The sequence below is a fragment of the Streptomyces atratus genome (assembly GCF_900119365.1).
In the GTDB taxonomy this organism is placed as follows: domain Bacteria; phylum Actinomycetota; class Actinomycetes; order Streptomycetales; family Streptomycetaceae; genus Streptomyces; species Streptomyces atratus_B.
In genome coordinates this window covers 1-15,375 of record NZ_FPJO01000058.1, presented here as the reverse complement: position 1 = coordinate 15,375, position 15,375 = coordinate 1, and the positions used below count along the sequence as shown (strand labels likewise).

The window sequence follows — 15,375 nt, the reverse complement described above, 5'->3', positions numbered from 1 at the left end:
TCCAGACGCACGGCCTTCGCCGCGTCCTGCGCGTGCCTGGCCGTCTCCAGATCACCCTCGCAGTACGCGTTGGTGGCCTCGACCGCCCCCAGCACGGACGCCTCGATCCGCTCCGCCGCCGCCCTGAGGTCCTTCTTGCGCACGCCCAGATACTCACCCAGCGCCGCGGCCACCGGCCCCATCGCCTGACGGGACAACGGCGCCTGACCCGGAGCCACCGGCCCCTGAAGGTGCGTGACCGCCTGCGGGCCCGGCACCGCCGTACCCGCCGCCTGCGCCGCCTCCGACACCGTCGCCATCAACGCCGTCAGGGCCTTCTCCAGATCGCCGGCATGCGTACCGACAACCTTCAACTGCCCCTGCACACCCTGCGGTCTGATGTCCCACGCCACCATGAAGAGCCCCCCTCGTGCCGGTTGCCCTCGACGTCAGGGACTTCCGGAAGTCTGAACAACCGTTCGCACGCTTTTCTTTATCAACTCGGGCATCGCTGATGCAATCAGCAAATCAACAATCAGCCAACTGTGGCCAGTGCGTGATGGGGAGACCAGGTTCGTGCGGTCACATGGGCTTCGTGTGAAAGCCGGGGCTGGCTCTGCGCTTCCGCACCCAGGCGGCGGATTTGCTGGCGGAGGCACGCTGGCTGGGCGAGCGGGTCGAGGGGCCCGGCCCAGTCGTGGACGGGCCGGTGCTTGGGCCGTGGATCGCGACTTCGGGGTCGTCGGCATCCCCGGATGTCCCGTCTGACAGGGTTGGCCGATGGTCGAGCGCGAAGATTCCCACCCTGACGACCAGTCGGCGCGGGCGCTCCAGTCGTTCCTCGCCGCGCTGTGGAGCATGGTCGTCGACGAGGACAGTTACACCGATGGTCACCCGTCCTGGCTCGAACCCGAGCTGAGGGGTCACCAGCAGGGCAGCGCTCCCGCCGGCCCGGAGGCGAGCGCGCTCCAGCGGGTGCTGGCGTGCGGCGTGGACCCGGACGATCTGACCGACGTGGTACGGGGGGTGCAGCACGAAGTCCTCTACAACGTGTGCCAGTTGCTCGACGATCCCGGATTGCTGGGAATCGGCCTGGACCACGAGGGGGCCCCGCCCGCGGAATTCCGCTGGGAGCTCGTGGCGGTCCGCGACGAGGAGCCGGCCGGGCGAGCGCCGGTCCACGGGCTGCACTCCTCGCTCGACGAACTCGACCCCAGCGGCCGCCACGGCGAGCCGCGCGGCCGCCCGATTCCCGCCCGGCTGCCGGGCCACCCGCTCCACGCGAGGCTCGCCGTCGCCCACGCGCGTGCGGGCGACCGCATCCAGGGCGGCTTGGCGCGGCGCTCAGGAGGTACCGGCTAGCGGCGAAGCTCGATCAGCAGCAGGCTGCCGACCACATCGTGGGATCAAAGGCCAAGATCAGCCGAATTGAGGCGGGTCAGGTTTCGGCGCGGCCCGGGGATGTGCGGCTGTTGCTTGAGCTCTACGGAGTGGAAGACCGCGAGGTCTACCAACGGCTGGAGCAGCTGGCACGCGACTCGAACAAGCGCGGCTGGTGGCTCAACTTCAGTTGGGTGACCAGGGAGGCGGAGTTCGCCGACTTCATTACGTTGGAGATCGATGCCACTTTCATTCGCACGTGGCAACCGCTCTTCATTCCAGGCCTCCTCCAAACCGACGACTACCTCCGGACGTTGATGAGTTCGGATCTCACCGTGCATTCGGCCGAGTCGGTGGACGAGGCGGTCGCCATGAGGCGCATGCGGAGAAGCCTCATCGAGGAAGACGGTGCACGGTTCGCCGCGATCATCTGGGAGCCTGCGCTCACGGCGCCGATGCCGTCACCGAAGGTGCACCGCGAACAGTTGCTTCACCTGCTGAACGTCGCTCAGCGTCAAAACGTGCGCGTTCAGGTGCTCCCGTCGTCCGAGTGGCGGGCGGCTCACCTCTCGTCGCACTTCGTGATGCTCAGCTTCGGTCCTGAGCCGGCGCCGGAGGTTGTCGCCTATGACACGACAACCAGCACTGTTCTCCTCGAAGATCTGGAGGAGATGGCCGGCCACGCCCGGATCTTCGAAGCCCTGAGTGCAGCAGCTCTGACTCCGGATCAGAGCCTCGCGTTCATCAGGCAGGTTCTGCGTGACATCCCGGAGAGCGAGAAGGAAGAGGAATGAAGCGCCAGGAAATCGTAACCGCGTTCAAGAGGGCCAGCGCCTCCCAGAGCGCAGGTCAGGACTGCGTCGAGGTCGCCCACACCGCCGACGGCGGCCGGGCTGTCCGGGACAGCAAGAACCCTGGCGGCGGGCTCCAGTTCTACGCCCCCGAGGGCTGGGCCGCGTTCCTCGACGGGGTGAAGGGCGGGGCCTTCGGGGGCTGACGCACCCCGGGGAGTGCTGCGCTAGACGTGCGTGAGCAGGCGCTCCAGCGGCCGGGGTACGTGCTTGAGGTCCAGGTGTGCGATCAGCGCCTGCGCGTACAGCGCCTTGCGGCCGCTGTGCGTGCCCATGAACCGGCGCAGCTGGTGTTCCACGGGGCGTTCCCGCTGCGCAGGCTGACCCTGAAACGTACGGAAGGGGCGCATCTCGCCCTGGGCCTCGATCACCTGCTGTACGCCCTCGGCCCCGAGGGCGCGGATCAGCTCGTCCTCCAGGTCGGCGACGCACACCTGGAACCCGAGGGTCTCCAGTCCGGCGCGGGTGAGGCCGGAGCCGAGCCCGACCCGTTCCAGGTGGCGCCGGAAGTGCCGTTCCTCGCCGATGTCGCAGAGCCCCGCCAGCGGGAGGCCGAGCCCCGGCGGGCCGCACACGTCCAGGAAGCGCCCGATGCTCATCGCGCCGCCGAGCGGTACCACCGCGACGCCCTCCGCGCCCAGGTCGCGGCCGTCGCGCGCGGCCAGGGCTTCGATCGCGACCTGGTCGCTGCTTCCCTCGACGAGCACGACCGTACGCACACCGCCGGCCAGCTCCCGCGCCTCCGCGGCTGCCGCGTCCGACTCCGCTCCGCCGGCCGCCCATGTGACCGCCGCCCGGCTGAATCGTCCCAACTCGTCCACGAGACCTCGCTTTCCGATGCCATCCTGCACGGTCGGGATCCCGCACGCACACGCGTTTTCCCGGCCCATGTCGTCCAGTCGGCCCCAGGCCCTGGCGTCGAACTGCCGTGTGCCGCACGGCGGGTGTGGTGGCGGACAGGTTCGAAGCCGCTACCTGCCACCAGTGGCTGAGCGAAGGGAAAAGCTCTCCGGCGTTGTCAGTGATCTCTGTTAGCTTCGTGCGGCTCGTGTGATCCACGAGCCCTGAGCGATCACAGGGGAGGGCCACTTGACCAGGTACGGAAGAACGGGCAGACGCAGACGGATGGTGGTGGGGGGCTGCGTGGCGGCGTTGCTGGCCACGGCTGCCGGTCCGGCGTATGCGGTGGACAACCTGCCGCCGAAGCAGCCGCTGGTCCAGGACCTCCAGTCGGAGGGCAAGGCCTGCGCGACCGGCGACGACACGCCATACGTATCGGAGCCGCCCAGGCTCAGCGCCATGCTGTACGACCCGGAGGAGGACAACCAGCCCTCCGAATCCAGCCCGGTCAAGGGGGAGTTCGAGGCATGGTGGACGGACGAGGCAGGAGTGGAGCAGCGTCGTAGCTACACCACCATCACGTTGTCGTCGGGGTCGCGCTACTACTGGACGGTGCCGGACGACATCCCGGCGAACACGGTCGTCTCCTGGCACGTTCGCGCGAACGACGGCGAGGCGACCTCCGCATGGAGCGATGAGGGCGACGGCTCGGTCTGCTCGTTCGTGTACGACGACGTGAACCCTGAGAAGGCGACGCTCAGCTCCCCCGAGTACCCCAACCCCGAGGACGTGTTCTGGGTGGACGGGGTCGGCGTCTACGGCCACTTCACCATGGATTCGCCCTCCGACGATGTGGTGTCGTACAGGTACGGCTTCCTGGGCGGCCCTTATGGGACCGTCTCCGCCGAGCAGCCCGGCGCAGCTGTGACCATTCCCTACCTGCCGCTCACTTCAGGGCCCAAGTCGCTGACAGTCCGTGCGATCGACCGGTCGGGCCGAAGCAGCGGGGAGTCGCGGTACGACTTCAACGTGCAGTCCGGGCGTGCCCCTGTCGCCCGCTGGAAGCTGGACGACCCGGCGGGTTCCCGCTCGGCCTCTGCCGAGACGGGCACCGCCGCCCGTGCCGGCACCGGCGTGACCTTCGGCGGCCCGGCGCCCACGGGCACCGGAGCCACCGCCACGGTCGGCCTCGACGGCAGCGGCCACGGCTTCCTCACCACGGACGCCCCGGCCACCGACATCCGCAAGACCTTCGCCGTCAGCGGCTGGGCGCGGCCTGCCGAAACCGGTCGGAACATGACCGTCGCCAGCCAGGACGCGGACGAGCAGCCCGGCTTCACCCTTGGGCTGCGCAACCAGGTCCCCGGCCCTGTCTGGTCGTTCGAGATCGCGGGCGCGAAGGTGTCCGGTGGCGCGCCCGAGACCGGCGAGTGGGCCCATCTGCTGGGGCTGTACGACGCGGAGACCGGCCGCGCACAGTTGTACGTCAACGGCCATGAGGTCGGCACCGCGGCGGAGGTGACTCCCGCCGAGGCGGCCGGCGCGTTCCAGATCGGCCGCGCCCGTGGGGCCACCGGCTACCGTGACCGGTGGCACGGCGACATCGGCGACGTACGGGTCCACGACCGGGTCGTGGTACCGGACGAGGTGACCGAACTGGCACTGCGCAAGCCGAAGTTGCTCGGTCGCTGGTCGCTGGAGAACGCGACGGACGGTACGAGCCCCGAGCAGTCGGGCGGCGCGCCGCTGCGGCTCGGCGCGGGAGCTTCGATCTACCGGGACTCCGACGGTCCCTGTCGCCCGGAGGAGGACCCCGACTGCCCCTACGTGCCGCCGGCACTCGTCGGCAACGGACATCTCGGCCTGGACGGCGAGACCGGGTACGCCGCTGCCGACGGGCCCGTCGTGGACACCACAGAAAGTTTCACCCTCGGCGTCGTGGTACGTCTGGCGGACTCCGATCCGGCCCGCCCGATGACCGTGCTCTCGCAGGCCGGCGAGCACACCGACGTGTTCAAGGTGCGCTACGAGCCGTCCACGTACACCTGGCAACTGGTGATGCCGGAGAAGGACGAGATCGGAGCCCCCGAGAAGGTGGTGGCCCAGATCAAGAGCTCGGAGAGGGGTCAGGAGCGTCGTCTCGCCGTGATCTACGACGACGGGACCGACACGATCAAGCTCTTCCTCGACGGCTCCATCAAGGCGACTGCGAGCCTCCCGCACGGTCTGCGCAGCACCGGTGCCCTCCAGCTCGGCCGGTCCAAGGCCGGTGACGGCTGGGGCGAGTACTTGCACGGCGATGTGGACGAGGTGCAGGCATTTTCCGGTGCGTTGCGGGACAAGCACGTGCCTTTCCTGGGCACGGGTACGGATCCCTGCCTGTGCTGATCCGTCAGTGCTGAGCCGAGAGGCCCGACGGCCCGCGGGAACCTCGGTTCCCGCGGGCCGTCGGGCTCCGGTCGGCCACCGGGGCGGTGAGGGCCGGGGCCTTCACGTGCCGAGCCACTCCGTCACCTCGACCACGTCCCCGACGCTCACGACGCCCTCGCAGACCACGGCGTTCTTCGCGCCGAAGCTGACCTTGTTCCCGTACTCCGGCTCGCGCCGGTACGTCGACAGGGTGCGGATCGGTTCCGGGCCCGCACGGTGGCCGGTGGTCTGGTCGACCATCGGGACGGCGCACCGCGTCGCCCGTACCGAGTAGGCGAGTTCGACGGAGCCGACGGCCATCCGGCGCACCCGGTCCTCGAAGTGGGGTTCGTCGTTGCCGGTCAGGACGATGTTGGGGCGGAAGCGGTTCATGGGGACGGGCTGCGCGTCGCCCCGGGCGGTGATGCGGGCGTTGAGGTCGTCCAGGGAGGCCGTCGAGGCGACGAGCACCGCGTGCGCGTCGGCGAAGTTGACCTTGCCCGGGGTGTCGCCCCAGCCGTCCCGGTCGAAGCCGGGAGCCACCCGTACCAGGCGGGACTTCGCGCCGAGCGCGTCGGAGAACCACTCCGCGACCGCGTCCCCCTGGTCGACGGCCGCGCCGAGCGGGCGGTCGAACATGCTGACGTCGAGGCGCGGGCCGTGCGGGTCGACATCGAGGCGGAGCGGTTCGACGTCGGCGGCCTTCAGGGCCAACGTCGCGCCCGCGTCCAGGACTTCGACGCCGATCGCGGCCATCGCGGGGTGCGTGCGCTGGCTGCGGAAGGCGCCGTCCGCTGCGTCCACCACCATGAACGTACGGTCGTGTTCGAGGCCGGTGCCGAAGACCTGCGCGGAGTCGACCGTGGTCCCGGCGCAGCCCTTGACCGGGTAGTAGGCCAGTTCGCGGACGGTGATCGTCATGGTGTCCCCTCCGGGGCAGCCGCTTCGAGGGCGTCGACGCTGCCGGACATTATGGTGCGGATGTGGCGGGTGAGGCGGTCGGTGGGCCAGTCCCACCAGGCGACGGCGAGGAGCCGGGCGACGGTCTCCTCGTCGTACCGGGTGCGGATCAGCTTGGCCGGGTTGCCGCCGACGATGCCGTAGTCGGGTACGTCGGAGGTGACGACGGAGCCGGCGCCGATGATCGCGCCGTGCCCGATCCGTACGCCCGGCATCACCATGGAGTTGTAGCCGAACCAGACGTCGTTGCCCACGACCGTGTCGCCCCGGCCCGGCAGTCCGGTCAGCAGGTCGAAGTGGTCGGCCCAGGAACCGCCCATGGAGGGGAACGGAAAGGTGGACGGGCCGTCCATCCGGTGGTTGGCGCCGTTCATGATGAACCGCACCCCGGTCCCGAGCGCGCAGAACTTCCCTATGACGAGCTTCTCCGGGCCGTAGTGGTACAGCACGTTGCGGGTCTCGAACGCGGTCGCGTCGTCGGGGTCGTCGTAGTACGTGAAGTCCCCGACCTCGATCAGTTCGGACTTCACCAGGGGCTTCAGCAGGACGACCCGGGGCTGGCCCGGCATCGGGTGCAGGACGGTGGGGTCGGCGGGAACCGGGTTCGTGGCGTTCATGGCGCTCATCATCGCATTGGCATCAGGTGGGGTAAGTTCTCTTTGGGAACTCGCAACGGATCGAGAGGAACATGCCGTGACGCCGGCGCAATGGACCGAGGTCGACGACTACTTCAACGGTCTGCTGGTGGGCCCGGACGAAGCCCTGGACGCGGCCGTGGAGGCCAGTGACGGGGCCGGGCTCCCGGCGATCCAGGTCGCCGCCAACCAGGGCAAGCTGCTGAACCTGCTGGCCAGGCTCCAGGGCGCGCGCACCGTGCTGGAGATCGGCACCCTGGGCGGCTACAGCACCATCTGGCTGGCCCGCGCGCTGCCGGAGGGCGGCAAGGTCGTGACGCTGGAGGCCGATCCGGCGTACGCGGAGGTCGCGCGGGCCAACATCGAGCGGGCCGGGCTCGCGGACGTCGTCGAGATCCGGGTCGGCCGCGCCCTCGACACACTGCCGGAGCTCGCGGCGCAGGGGTACGGGCCGTTCGACGTCGTGTTCATCGACGCCGACAAGCCGAGCAACCCCGACTACCTGGCCTGGTCCCTGAAGCTGACCCGGCCCGGCAGCCTGATCGTCGCCGACAACGTCGTACGCGACGGAGAGGTGGTCGACGGTGCCAGCGAGGACCCGAAGGTGCAGGGGGTGCGCCGGTTCACCGAACTCGTCGCGGCCGAACCGACGTTGACCGCGACCGCGCTGCAGACCGTCGGGAGCAAGGGGTACGACGGGCTGATGATGGCGCTGGTCACCGGGTAGGCCCCGGAGCCGCGTTGATACGATCACGCGTTCGACACGCGTCGGTGGCTCCTCGCACCCGGCCATCACCTTGTGGAGAGACCATGCAGCGCCACCTCGTCCCGCTTGTCGTCGCCGCGGCACTGTTGTGCGCCGGATGCTCCGGGGGATCGGGATCGGCGCGAGAGGCGGAGAAGTCCGGGAAAGCCTCCCCGTCCCGCTCGGCGGAGGACCACGGGGCAGCGGTACGGGCCGCGGTGGCCGCGACGAAGAAGAGCAGCGCCCGGATCGATGAGCGGATCGAGATAGGGGACGGCACCGCCGAGTACGTCGTCTCGGTCAAGGGCGACTTCGACTGGGCGGGAGCCAAGGGGCGCCTCGCGGTTGCCCTCCGCAACGCGGCGAGTCCTGGGAAGACGTCGCCCCGCATGGACGAGATCTTCGACGGCGACACCGTCTACATGGGCGGATTCGCCGAGATGGAAGGCTCCTGGGGATCGATTCGCCGGGACAAGGCCGAGGCTCACTATGTGCTGCGGGCACCGATGAACGACCCCGAACACGTCCTGCGCCAGGTGGCGCAGATGCGCCGGATCTCGAAGGTCGGCGAGGAGACGGTGAACGGCACGCCCGCAGTTCACTACCGCGGTGTGCTCCCCGATGAGACGGTCACACTGCGGATGGCGAAGGACATGCGGGCCAAGATCGACAACGCGCGCGAAAAGATCGGTGGGATCACCGTGTACGCGGATGCCTGGATCGACCGGAACGGGCGGATCGTGCGTACCCGGCTCGACTGGCCCATGGGGGCGGCGGGCGCCAAGGTGACGATGAACCTGACGGACCACGGGAAGCCGGTGCGGGCGAAGGCCCCGGACCCCGGCAAGGTCGTCCCCATGCCGAGTCTCGGCGGACCGCTGCCCGGCTGACCTGCCCCCTGGCGCAACACGGCGGAAGGCGGCGCCAACGGGAAAAGCGTTCGACGGGTGCGGTGGGGGCGGCCATGATCGGGCGTATGAGTTTGTATGTGAGTGACCCGGTTCATGTCGGTACGGAACAGCTCCCGGGAGGGCGGTTGCTGGGCTGGGCCGAGTGGGGGCCGGGGAACGGGGTGCCGGTGCTGTTCTCGCCCGGTGCGGCCACCAGCAGGCATCTCGGCTTCGGCGCCGATGTGCTGGACGGGCTCGGGGTGCGGCTGATCTCCGTGGACCGCCCCGGTCTGGGGGTCTCCTCGCCCGCACCGGGGCGTACGTTCGGTGACTTCGTCGACGACGTCCGCGCGTTCGCCGGTCTGCGTGGCCTGGGGCGGCCCCTGATGGTCGGCAACTCGCAGGGGGCGCCCTTCGCGCTGGCGTGCGCCGCTGCCGGTGCGGTCCGGGCGCTCGCGGTGGTCTCCGGTGCGGACGAGGTCGCGGAGCCGGGCTTCGCCGACGTGCTGCCGGAGGAGTTGCGGCGGCTCGTCGGCCTGGCCGTGGCCGATCCGGCCGCTGCCGAGCGGGTCTTCGCCGGGTTCACCCCGCAGGGCATGTGGGACATGGTCATGTCCGGCAGCCCGGAGTGCGACCTCGATGTGTACCGGCAGCCCGCGTTCGCCGCGGCCTACCGGCGTGCCCTCGACGAAGCCTTCGCGCAGGGAGCGGCCGGATACGCCCGGGACACCGCCCTGGCCATGGGGCGCTGGGGGATCGGGCTGTCGGACATCGCCGTACCCGTCGACCTCTGGTACGGGGAGAAGGACACCGGTCACTCGCCCGACCAGGGGGGCCGGCTGGCCTCGCGCATCCCGGGTGCGGTCCGGCACCTGGTGCCGGAGGCCGGCGGGGCGGTGCTCTGGACCCATGCCGAGCAGGTGCTGAGCACGTTGCTGGGGCGCGTCGCGGGCCGTTGAGCCGTTCGGCACGCAGAAGGGCCCTCGCCTGCACGTCCAGGCGAGGGCCCTCCCTTCATCCGCCTGCCCGGTGAAGGTTGAGAAGACGATCACGAGGCAGGACGTATGTGCGCCTCCCGGTCAGGGGGCGAGCAGCAGCACGTCGGCGCGCTCCTTGGCGGCCGCGTAACGCTTCGCCACGTCCTGCCAGTTGACGACGGCCCACATCGCGTCGATGAAGTCGACCTTCTGGTTCTTGTACTGGAGGTAGAAGGCGTGCTCCCAGGCGTCGAAGACCAGGATCGGGACGGAGCCCTGGCCGACATTGCCCTGGTGGTCGTAGACCTGCTCGACGATCAGCTTGCCGCTGACCGGCTCGTACGCCAGGACGCCCCAGCCGGAGCCCTGCGTGGTGGCCGCGGCCTTCGTCAGCTGGGCCTTGAAACCGGCGAAGGAACCGAACGACTCGGCGATCGCGTCCGCCAGGTCACCGACACCGTCCGCCGCGAGCGGCTCGCCGCCGCCGTCACCGGTCATGTTGTGCCAGTAGATCGAGTGCAGGATGTGGCCGGAGAGGTGGAACGCGAGGTTCTTCTGGAGCCCGTTGATCGCTCCCCAGGCCTCCTTGTCGCGCGCCTCCGCCAGCTGCTCCAGGGTGTCGTTCGCACCCTTCACATAAGCGGCGTGGTGCTTGTCGTGGTGGAGCTCGATGATCTGCGGATTGATGACCGGTTCGAGCGCCGCGTAGTCGTACGGGAGTTCCGGAAGCGTGTACGTGGCCATGTGATCGAACCCTCCAGCTGCTTTCCTGTTGTTATTGCAACCTATGTGCAAGAGCAGGCTAACAGCAGGAGGGGTGCAGAGGTGATCAGCCCTTCGGCCTAGGACCGGGCGCGTCGTCAGGCACGGGCGCGCGTACGGGCCTCCGCGAGCCGGTTCAGGTGGTCCTCGTACGCCTTCGCGTAGTACGCCGCCCGTGCCGGGTCCGGTTCGACGACCGCGGTCGGGGCCGTCCACGCGGCCTCGTCCAGCTCCGTGCCGAAGCGCCGGGCCGCCGCGAGTACCGCGCCGCGCGCGCCGACCTCGCCCTCCACGATCCGGACCGGCCGGCCCAGTACATCGGCGAACAGCCGCATCCAGGCGGGGGAGCGGGTGCCGCCGCCGCACAGGGCGAGGGTGCCGGTGAGGCCCGCGGCCTCCAGGCAGTGCCTCGCGGCGAAGCCGATGCCCTCGCAGACGGCGCGGATCAGATCGGCGGGGGTCGTCTCCAGGGACACGCCGGTGAACTCGGCGCGCAGCCTCGGTTCGACGAACGGGGCGCGTTCGCCGGACGGGGCGAAGTAGGGGAGCACCCGGACACCGTTCGCGCCGGGCGGGGTGGCGGCGAGCAGCGCGTCGACTTCCGTGTGGCGTACGCCGGTGGTGGTCAGGACCCAGTCCAGGGCCGCGGTGCCGACCATCGCGGGCATGGCGCGCAGCCAGTGGCCGGGACGGTCGGTGGAGATGTGCAGCCCGGCCGGTTCGCCGTCCAGGTCGAGCCGTTCGGTGGCCACCAGCGCGGCCAGGCAGGTGCCGACGATCAGCAGTCCGTCGCCGGGGCGGGTGACGCCCGCGCCGAGCGCGCTGGCCGGCAGGTCGTACGGGCCGTTGGAAATCCGTAACCCGGAGGGGAGTTCGGCGGTGGCGACCGGGTCGCTCACCGGGGCGAGGAGCGGGGCCCGGTGGGCGAGGCCGAGCGCGGCCACGACATCGGGGGCGTACGCGCGGGTCATCGGGTCCAGGAACGGCATCGACGCGTCGGAGACATCCGTGGCCCGGACCCCCGTCAGCCGCTGGAACACCATGTCCTTGCAGTACAGGGCGGTCGTCGCGGCGTCGAGCGCGGCGGGTTCGTGCCGGTCGAGCCAGGCCAGCACCGGGCCCGGACAGCCCGGGAACATCGCGCTGCCGGTCCGCCGGTAGACCGTCTCGAAGACGCCGGAAGCCAGCCAGGCGTCGACCAGTTCATGGGCCCGGCCGTCCATCCAGGAGATCGCCTTGCGGACCGGCCGGCCCGCCGCGTCGACCAGCCAGACGCCGTCGCCCTGGCCGGTGAGTCCGGCGAACGCGACCCCGTCGGAGCCGAGCGCGTCCAGCACCTCGCGGACCGCCCCGTACACCTCGTCCATGTCCTGCTCCACGGAGCCGTCGTGGATCGCCAGCCCCACCGGGCGGGATTCGACGGCCAGCGTGCGGCCGTCCGGGTCGAAGGCGGCGGCCTTCACCACGGACGTACCGACGTCGATGCCGATGTATCCCGTCGTGCTTCCGGTCATCGTCACGGCTCCCCTCACAGCGCGTGGGCGAGCGGTTCGCCCCGCACGTAGCGCGCCACCTCGGCCGCCGCGATCCGGGCCGCCTTCTCCGCGACGGCCCGGCTGGCCCCCGCCACATGCGGGGTCATCAGCAGATGCCGGGTACGGAAGAGCCGCGATCCGGGCGAGGGCGGCTCCTGCTCGTACGTGTCGAGCGCCGCGGCCCGCAACTGCCCCGAGTCCAGGGCGTCGCACAGCGCTTCCGTGTCCAGCAGCCCGCCCCGGGCCGCGTTCACCAGCACCGCACCGCGCGGCAGCAGCGCCAGCTCCCGGGCGCCGATGAGATGCCGGGACTCCGGGGTGAGCCGGGCGTGCAGGGTGAGGACGCGCGAGCGGGACAGCAGCGTCTCCAGCGAGCCGGCCCGCATGCCGTGGACATCGCCGCGCACATACGGGTCGTACACCTCGACCTCGGCGCCGAACGCGGAGAGCACCCGCGCCACCCGGCTGCCCACCGCGCCGTAGCCGATCAGCCCGACCGGGGTGTCCTCCAGTTCCAGGCCGCAGTTCTCGTACGTGTAGTGGGAGGCGTCCCAGCGGCCGTCCGAGGCGAGGGAGCGGTGCGCGTCGGGGATCCGGCGCAGGGCGGAGAGGATCAGCCCGACGGTGAACTCGGCGGTCGCCGCCGCGTTGCGCCCCGGCGCGAAGCACACCCGCACGCCCCGGGCGCGCGCCGCGGCCGCGTTCACATTGACCGGGCCGCCCCGGCAGACCACGATCAGCCGCAGATCCGGCGCGGCTGCCAGCACCCGCTCGGTGAACGGGCCCATCTGGGTCACGCACACCTCCACCCCGTCCAGGGCGGCGATCAGCGCGTCCTCGGCGTCGCTCGCCTCGTCGACCTCGGCGACCTTGCCGAAGGGTTCCAGCGGCCAGGGAAGCGTGAGCTCGCCGAGCTGCGGCTCCGTACCGAGCGGGTCGAGTGCCCGGTGCAGGGCATCGGCGAGCAGGGAGTTGCGGACGAAGTGGTCACCGGCGAGCAGAATCCTCGTGGCGGGGCGGCTGCTCTCGGGACGGGTGCTCTCGGGGCGGGTCATCGCAGAGCGTCTCCTGTCTGGGCGTCGAAGACATGGATGTGCTGTGGATCGGCGGTGATGCGTACGGTGTCGTCCCGGTCGAGCCGTACCTCCGGACCGGTCACGACGACCAGCGGCTCCGCCACCCCGTCGAGCGACAGCGTGGCGATGCCGGATTCCAGCAGGGGCTCATGGGCGGCGACCCGGGCCCGTGCACCAGTGTCGTCCAGGCACACATCCTCCGGGCGGATGCCGAGCACCACCGCGCGTCCCGCCGCGATCCGGTGCGGTACGGGGACGCGCACGGAGTCCGAGAGGCGCACCCCGCCCGCGCCGTCGGCCGTGCCCGGCAGCAGATTGATGGCCGGCTCCCCGACGAAGTCGGCGACGAACAGATTCGCCGGGCAGTCGTAGATCTCCTCGGGCGTGCCGAGCTGCTGGATCTCGCCGTCCCGCATCACCGCGATCCGGTCGGCGAGCGACAGCGCCTCCTCCTGGTCGTGCGTGACCAGGATCGCGGTGTGTCCGCTGTCGCGCTGGATGCGTTTCAACTCCCGTCGGGTGGTGTCCCGTTGGGCGGCGTCGAGATGGGAGAGCGGTTCGTCCAGAAGGAGGACGTCGGGGACCCGGATCAGCGCGCGGGCCAGCGCGACCCGCTGCTTCTGGCCGCTGGAGAGCCCGGCCGGGCGGGCGTCCAGGAGCTCGGTGATCCCGATGCGTTCGGCCATTTCGGCGACCCGGCGGCGGATCTCGGCCCGCCCGCAGCCGCCCCGGGCGGCGAGCCCGAAACCGAGGTTCTCCGCGATGGTCAGCGGCGGGTAGAGCGCGTAGTTCTCGAACGCCACCCCGATGCTGCGCTGCCGGGCCGGGAGCGCGACCACCGACGAGCCGCCGATGAGGATGTCGCCGCCGGTGACCGTCTCCAGGCCCGCGATCATCCGCAGGGTCGTGGACTTGCCGCAGCCGGACGGGCCGAGCAGCCCCAGCAGCTCGCCGGAGCGCAGCTCGACGTCGATGGACCGGACGGCCTCGACGGCGGCCCGGCCCCGCCCGGTGTAGGTCTTGCGCAGGGCTCTCAGGGCCAGTTCAGTCATCCGTCACCGCCGTCACCGCCGTCACCGCCGTCACCGCCGTCACCGCCGCCTCGCGCTCACCCGTCATCGCGCTCACCCGTCATCGCGGTCCTCCGCTTCGGAGTCCCGTCCGGTGGAGCAGACCTCGTAGGGCACCTTGTGCTCGTCCAGCTCGCGCAGCGCCTGCGGGGACGCCCCGTCGTCGACCAGCAGCAGATCGAAGCGGGAGAGCGGGGCGAGCCGGTGCAGCGCGACCCGGCCGAGCTTCGAGTGGTCGAGCAGCAGCACATTGCGGCTCGCCGAGTCGAGCATCGCCCGCTTCACGGAGATGATGTGCTGCTCCTGGTGGTAGGCGAAGCCGCCGGACGCGGCGGAGGTGGAGGTGAAACAGATGTCGACCTGGAGCGACTGCACCGCCTCCACGCACGAGACACCGAGGAACGAGGAGTGCAGCGGGTCGAAGTCCCCGCCGAGGCCCATCAGATGGATGCCGCGCTCCTGGGACAGCAGATTGATCGCCTCCAGGAAGTTGGTGACGACGGTCAGCGGGGTGATGGAGCGCAGCCTGCGCGCTATCTCCAGCGTGGACGTCGAGTCGTCGAGCATCACCGCCATGCCCGGCTCTATGAGTTTCAGGGCCCTTTCGGCCACGGCGGCCTTCTCGGCCCGCATCGTCTTCAACCGGTAGGAGACGTTCGACTCGAACACGCCGGACGGCTGGGCGGTGACGCCGCCGCGGAACTTGCGGACGATGCCCTGCCGTTCCAGCTCGTCCAGATCGCGGTGGATGGTCATCAGGCTGACGTCGAAACGCTCCGCCAGTTCGGCGGCGCTCACCTCGCCCTGGGCGAGGACGTACTCGGCTATGGATGCCTGACGCGGGGCGGGGCCCCGCTGCGGAACGTTGCTCACGTGCTGATCCTTCGTCCTGGACGTGCCGGCCGGTCGGCCTCGAACAGCAGCAGACTCTCAGCTTGGCGTTTAACCTTGCTGCGCTTTGTGTTCCTTGATCGACGCGGCGCGTTTGACCGTCTTGCCGACGTCGTGGCGCTTGGCTCGGTGCTTGTTCTTCGAGCCGGGTGGCCTGCCGGGCCCTGGCCGGGACGGTTTTGGTGCGGCTGCCGGGCGGACTGTGGCCGCGTGGACGTTGCGAAACCCGCGACGGACCCGGGCGGGGGTGAGGCGGCGGGGTTCGGCGGGCCGTTCCCAGGGGCGGCGGAGGTCCTCGGCGAGGGGACGTGCGAGGCGGAGTTGGGTGTGGGCCGCGACGATCAGCCAGGTCCACAGGTCGGCGGTGTCCGCGTG

At 70.6% G+C, this 15,375-nt stretch carries 16 protein-coding genes and 2 pseudogenes; 8 read left to right on the top strand and 10 right to left on the bottom strand.

Annotated elements, in window-relative coordinates; translation table 11 throughout:
• On the bottom strand, positions 1 to 395 hold a 395-nt coding region (locus tag BT364_RS37880), incomplete at its 3' end, for a DUF6507 family protein (RefSeq protein WP_072489676.1).
• Positions 396 to 759: 364 nt separating this feature from the next.
• On the opposite strand from BT364_RS37880, the gene BT364_RS43840 reads away from it, so the two are divergent.
• The 4 genes and pseudogenes from BT364_RS43840 to BT364_RS37870 all read left to right on the top strand — a co-directional run bounded on the left by BT364_RS43840 (position 760) and on the right by BT364_RS37870 (position 2,356).
• Positions 760 to 1,341 (top strand): hypothetical protein, encoded by a 582-nt coding sequence (locus BT364_RS43840; RefSeq protein ID WP_256260418.1) that lies wholly within the window; start codon positions 760 to 762, stop codon positions 1,339 to 1,341.
• A gap of 26 nt (positions 1,342 to 1,367) precedes the next feature.
• Positions 1,368 to 1,424, top strand: a pseudogene (locus tag BT364_RS44505) (hypothetical protein); the annotation flags it as partial.
• A gap of 18 nt (positions 1,425 to 1,442) precedes the next feature.
• A complete protein-coding gene (locus BT364_RS37875; protein ID WP_371268703.1) occupies positions 1,443 to 2,153 on the top strand; it encodes a DUF5753 domain-containing protein in 711 nt (236 codons plus the stop codon).
• A complete protein-coding gene (locus BT364_RS37870) occupies positions 2,150 to 2,356 on the top strand; it encodes a DUF397 domain-containing protein (RefSeq protein WP_072489675.1) in 207 nt (68 codons plus the stop codon). The genes BT364_RS37875 and BT364_RS37870 overlap by 4 nt, the downstream gene beginning before the upstream one ends.
• 21 nt (positions 2,357 to 2,377) lie before the next feature.
• On the opposite strand, the gene BT364_RS37865 is transcribed toward BT364_RS37870, so the two are convergent.
• Positions 2,378 to 3,031 (bottom strand): ATP-dependent endonuclease, encoded by a 654-nt coding sequence (locus BT364_RS37865; RefSeq protein WP_072489674.1) that lies wholly within the window; start codon positions 3,029 to 3,031, stop codon positions 2,378 to 2,380.
• Positions 3,032 to 3,335: 304 nt separating this feature from the next.
• Between BT364_RS37865 and BT364_RS37860 the strand changes: the two genes are divergently transcribed.
• Positions 3,336 to 5,438: a LamG-like jellyroll fold domain-containing protein gene (locus BT364_RS37860; protein WP_177328400.1), complete on the top strand. Its 2,103-nt coding sequence runs from the start codon at positions 3,336 to 3,338 to the stop codon at positions 5,436 to 5,438.
• Between the two features lie 102 nt (positions 5,439 to 5,540).
• Here the strand turns inward: BT364_RS37860 and BT364_RS37855 are convergent, their stop codons facing one another.
• Both BT364_RS37855 and BT364_RS37850 read right to left on the bottom strand, forming a co-directional pair.
• Positions 5,541 to 6,380 (bottom strand): MOSC domain-containing protein, encoded by an 840-nt coding sequence (locus BT364_RS37855; protein ID WP_072489673.1) that lies wholly within the window; start codon positions 6,378 to 6,380, stop codon positions 5,541 to 5,543.
• Entirely contained in the window at positions 6,377 to 7,036 is a 660-nt protein-coding gene (locus tag BT364_RS37850) for a CatB-related O-acetyltransferase (protein WP_079179853.1), read from the bottom strand. Before BT364_RS37850 ends, BT364_RS37855 begins: the two co-directional genes overlap by 4 nt.
• A gap of 76 nt (positions 7,037 to 7,112) precedes the next feature.
• Here BT364_RS37850 and BT364_RS37845 point away from each other — a divergent pair, with 76 nt between their 5' ends.
• The 3 genes from BT364_RS37845 (at position 7,113) to BT364_RS37835 (ending at position 9,648) form a co-directional block, all read left to right on the top strand.
• Positions 7,113 to 7,781 (top strand): O-methyltransferase, encoded by a 669-nt coding sequence (locus tag BT364_RS37845; RefSeq protein ID WP_072489672.1) that lies wholly within the window; start codon positions 7,113 to 7,115, stop codon positions 7,779 to 7,781.
• Positions 7,782 to 7,864: 83 nt separating this feature from the next.
• Positions 7,865 to 8,689, top strand: a complete 825-nt coding sequence (locus BT364_RS37840; protein ID WP_072489671.1) for an SCO4651 family lipoprotein — start codon at positions 7,865 to 7,867, stop codon at positions 8,687 to 8,689.
• A gap of 86 nt (positions 8,690 to 8,775) precedes the next feature.
• A complete protein-coding gene (locus BT364_RS37835) occupies positions 8,776 to 9,648 on the top strand; it encodes an alpha/beta fold hydrolase (RefSeq protein ID WP_107408410.1) in 873 nt (290 codons plus the stop codon).
• A 120-nt stretch (positions 9,649 to 9,768) separates the two neighbouring features.
• Here BT364_RS37835 and BT364_RS37830 read toward each other — a convergent pair whose 3' ends face one another.
• The 6 genes and pseudogenes from BT364_RS37830 to BT364_RS37805 form a co-directional block, all read right to left on the bottom strand.
• Positions 9,769 to 10,410: a superoxide dismutase gene (locus BT364_RS37830; RefSeq protein WP_072489670.1), complete on the bottom strand. Its 642-nt coding sequence runs from the start codon at positions 10,408 to 10,410 to the stop codon at positions 9,769 to 9,771.
• A 116-nt stretch (positions 10,411 to 10,526) separates the two neighbouring features.
• Positions 10,527 to 11,942 (bottom strand): FGGY-family carbohydrate kinase, encoded by a 1,416-nt coding sequence (locus BT364_RS37825; protein WP_072489669.1) that lies wholly within the window; start codon positions 11,940 to 11,942, stop codon positions 10,527 to 10,529.
• A gap of 14 nt (positions 11,943 to 11,956) precedes the next feature.
• A complete protein-coding gene (locus BT364_RS37820; RefSeq protein ID WP_072489668.1) occupies positions 11,957 to 13,018 on the bottom strand; it encodes an NAD(P)-dependent oxidoreductase in 1,062 nt (353 codons plus the stop codon).
• Entirely contained in the window at positions 13,015 to 14,091 is a 1,077-nt protein-coding gene (locus tag BT364_RS37815; RefSeq protein WP_072489667.1) for an ABC transporter ATP-binding protein, read from the bottom strand. The genes BT364_RS37820 and BT364_RS37815 overlap by 4 nt, the downstream gene beginning before the upstream one ends.
• 72 nt (positions 14,092 to 14,163) lie before the next feature.
• Positions 14,164 to 14,982: a DeoR/GlpR family DNA-binding transcription regulator gene (locus tag BT364_RS37810; protein ID WP_072489666.1), complete on the bottom strand. Its 819-nt coding sequence runs from the start codon at positions 14,980 to 14,982 to the stop codon at positions 14,164 to 14,166.
• Between the two features lie 69 nt (positions 14,983 to 15,051).
• Positions 15,052 to 15,375: pseudogene (locus BT364_RS37805) on the bottom strand (NF041680 family putative transposase); the annotation flags it as partial.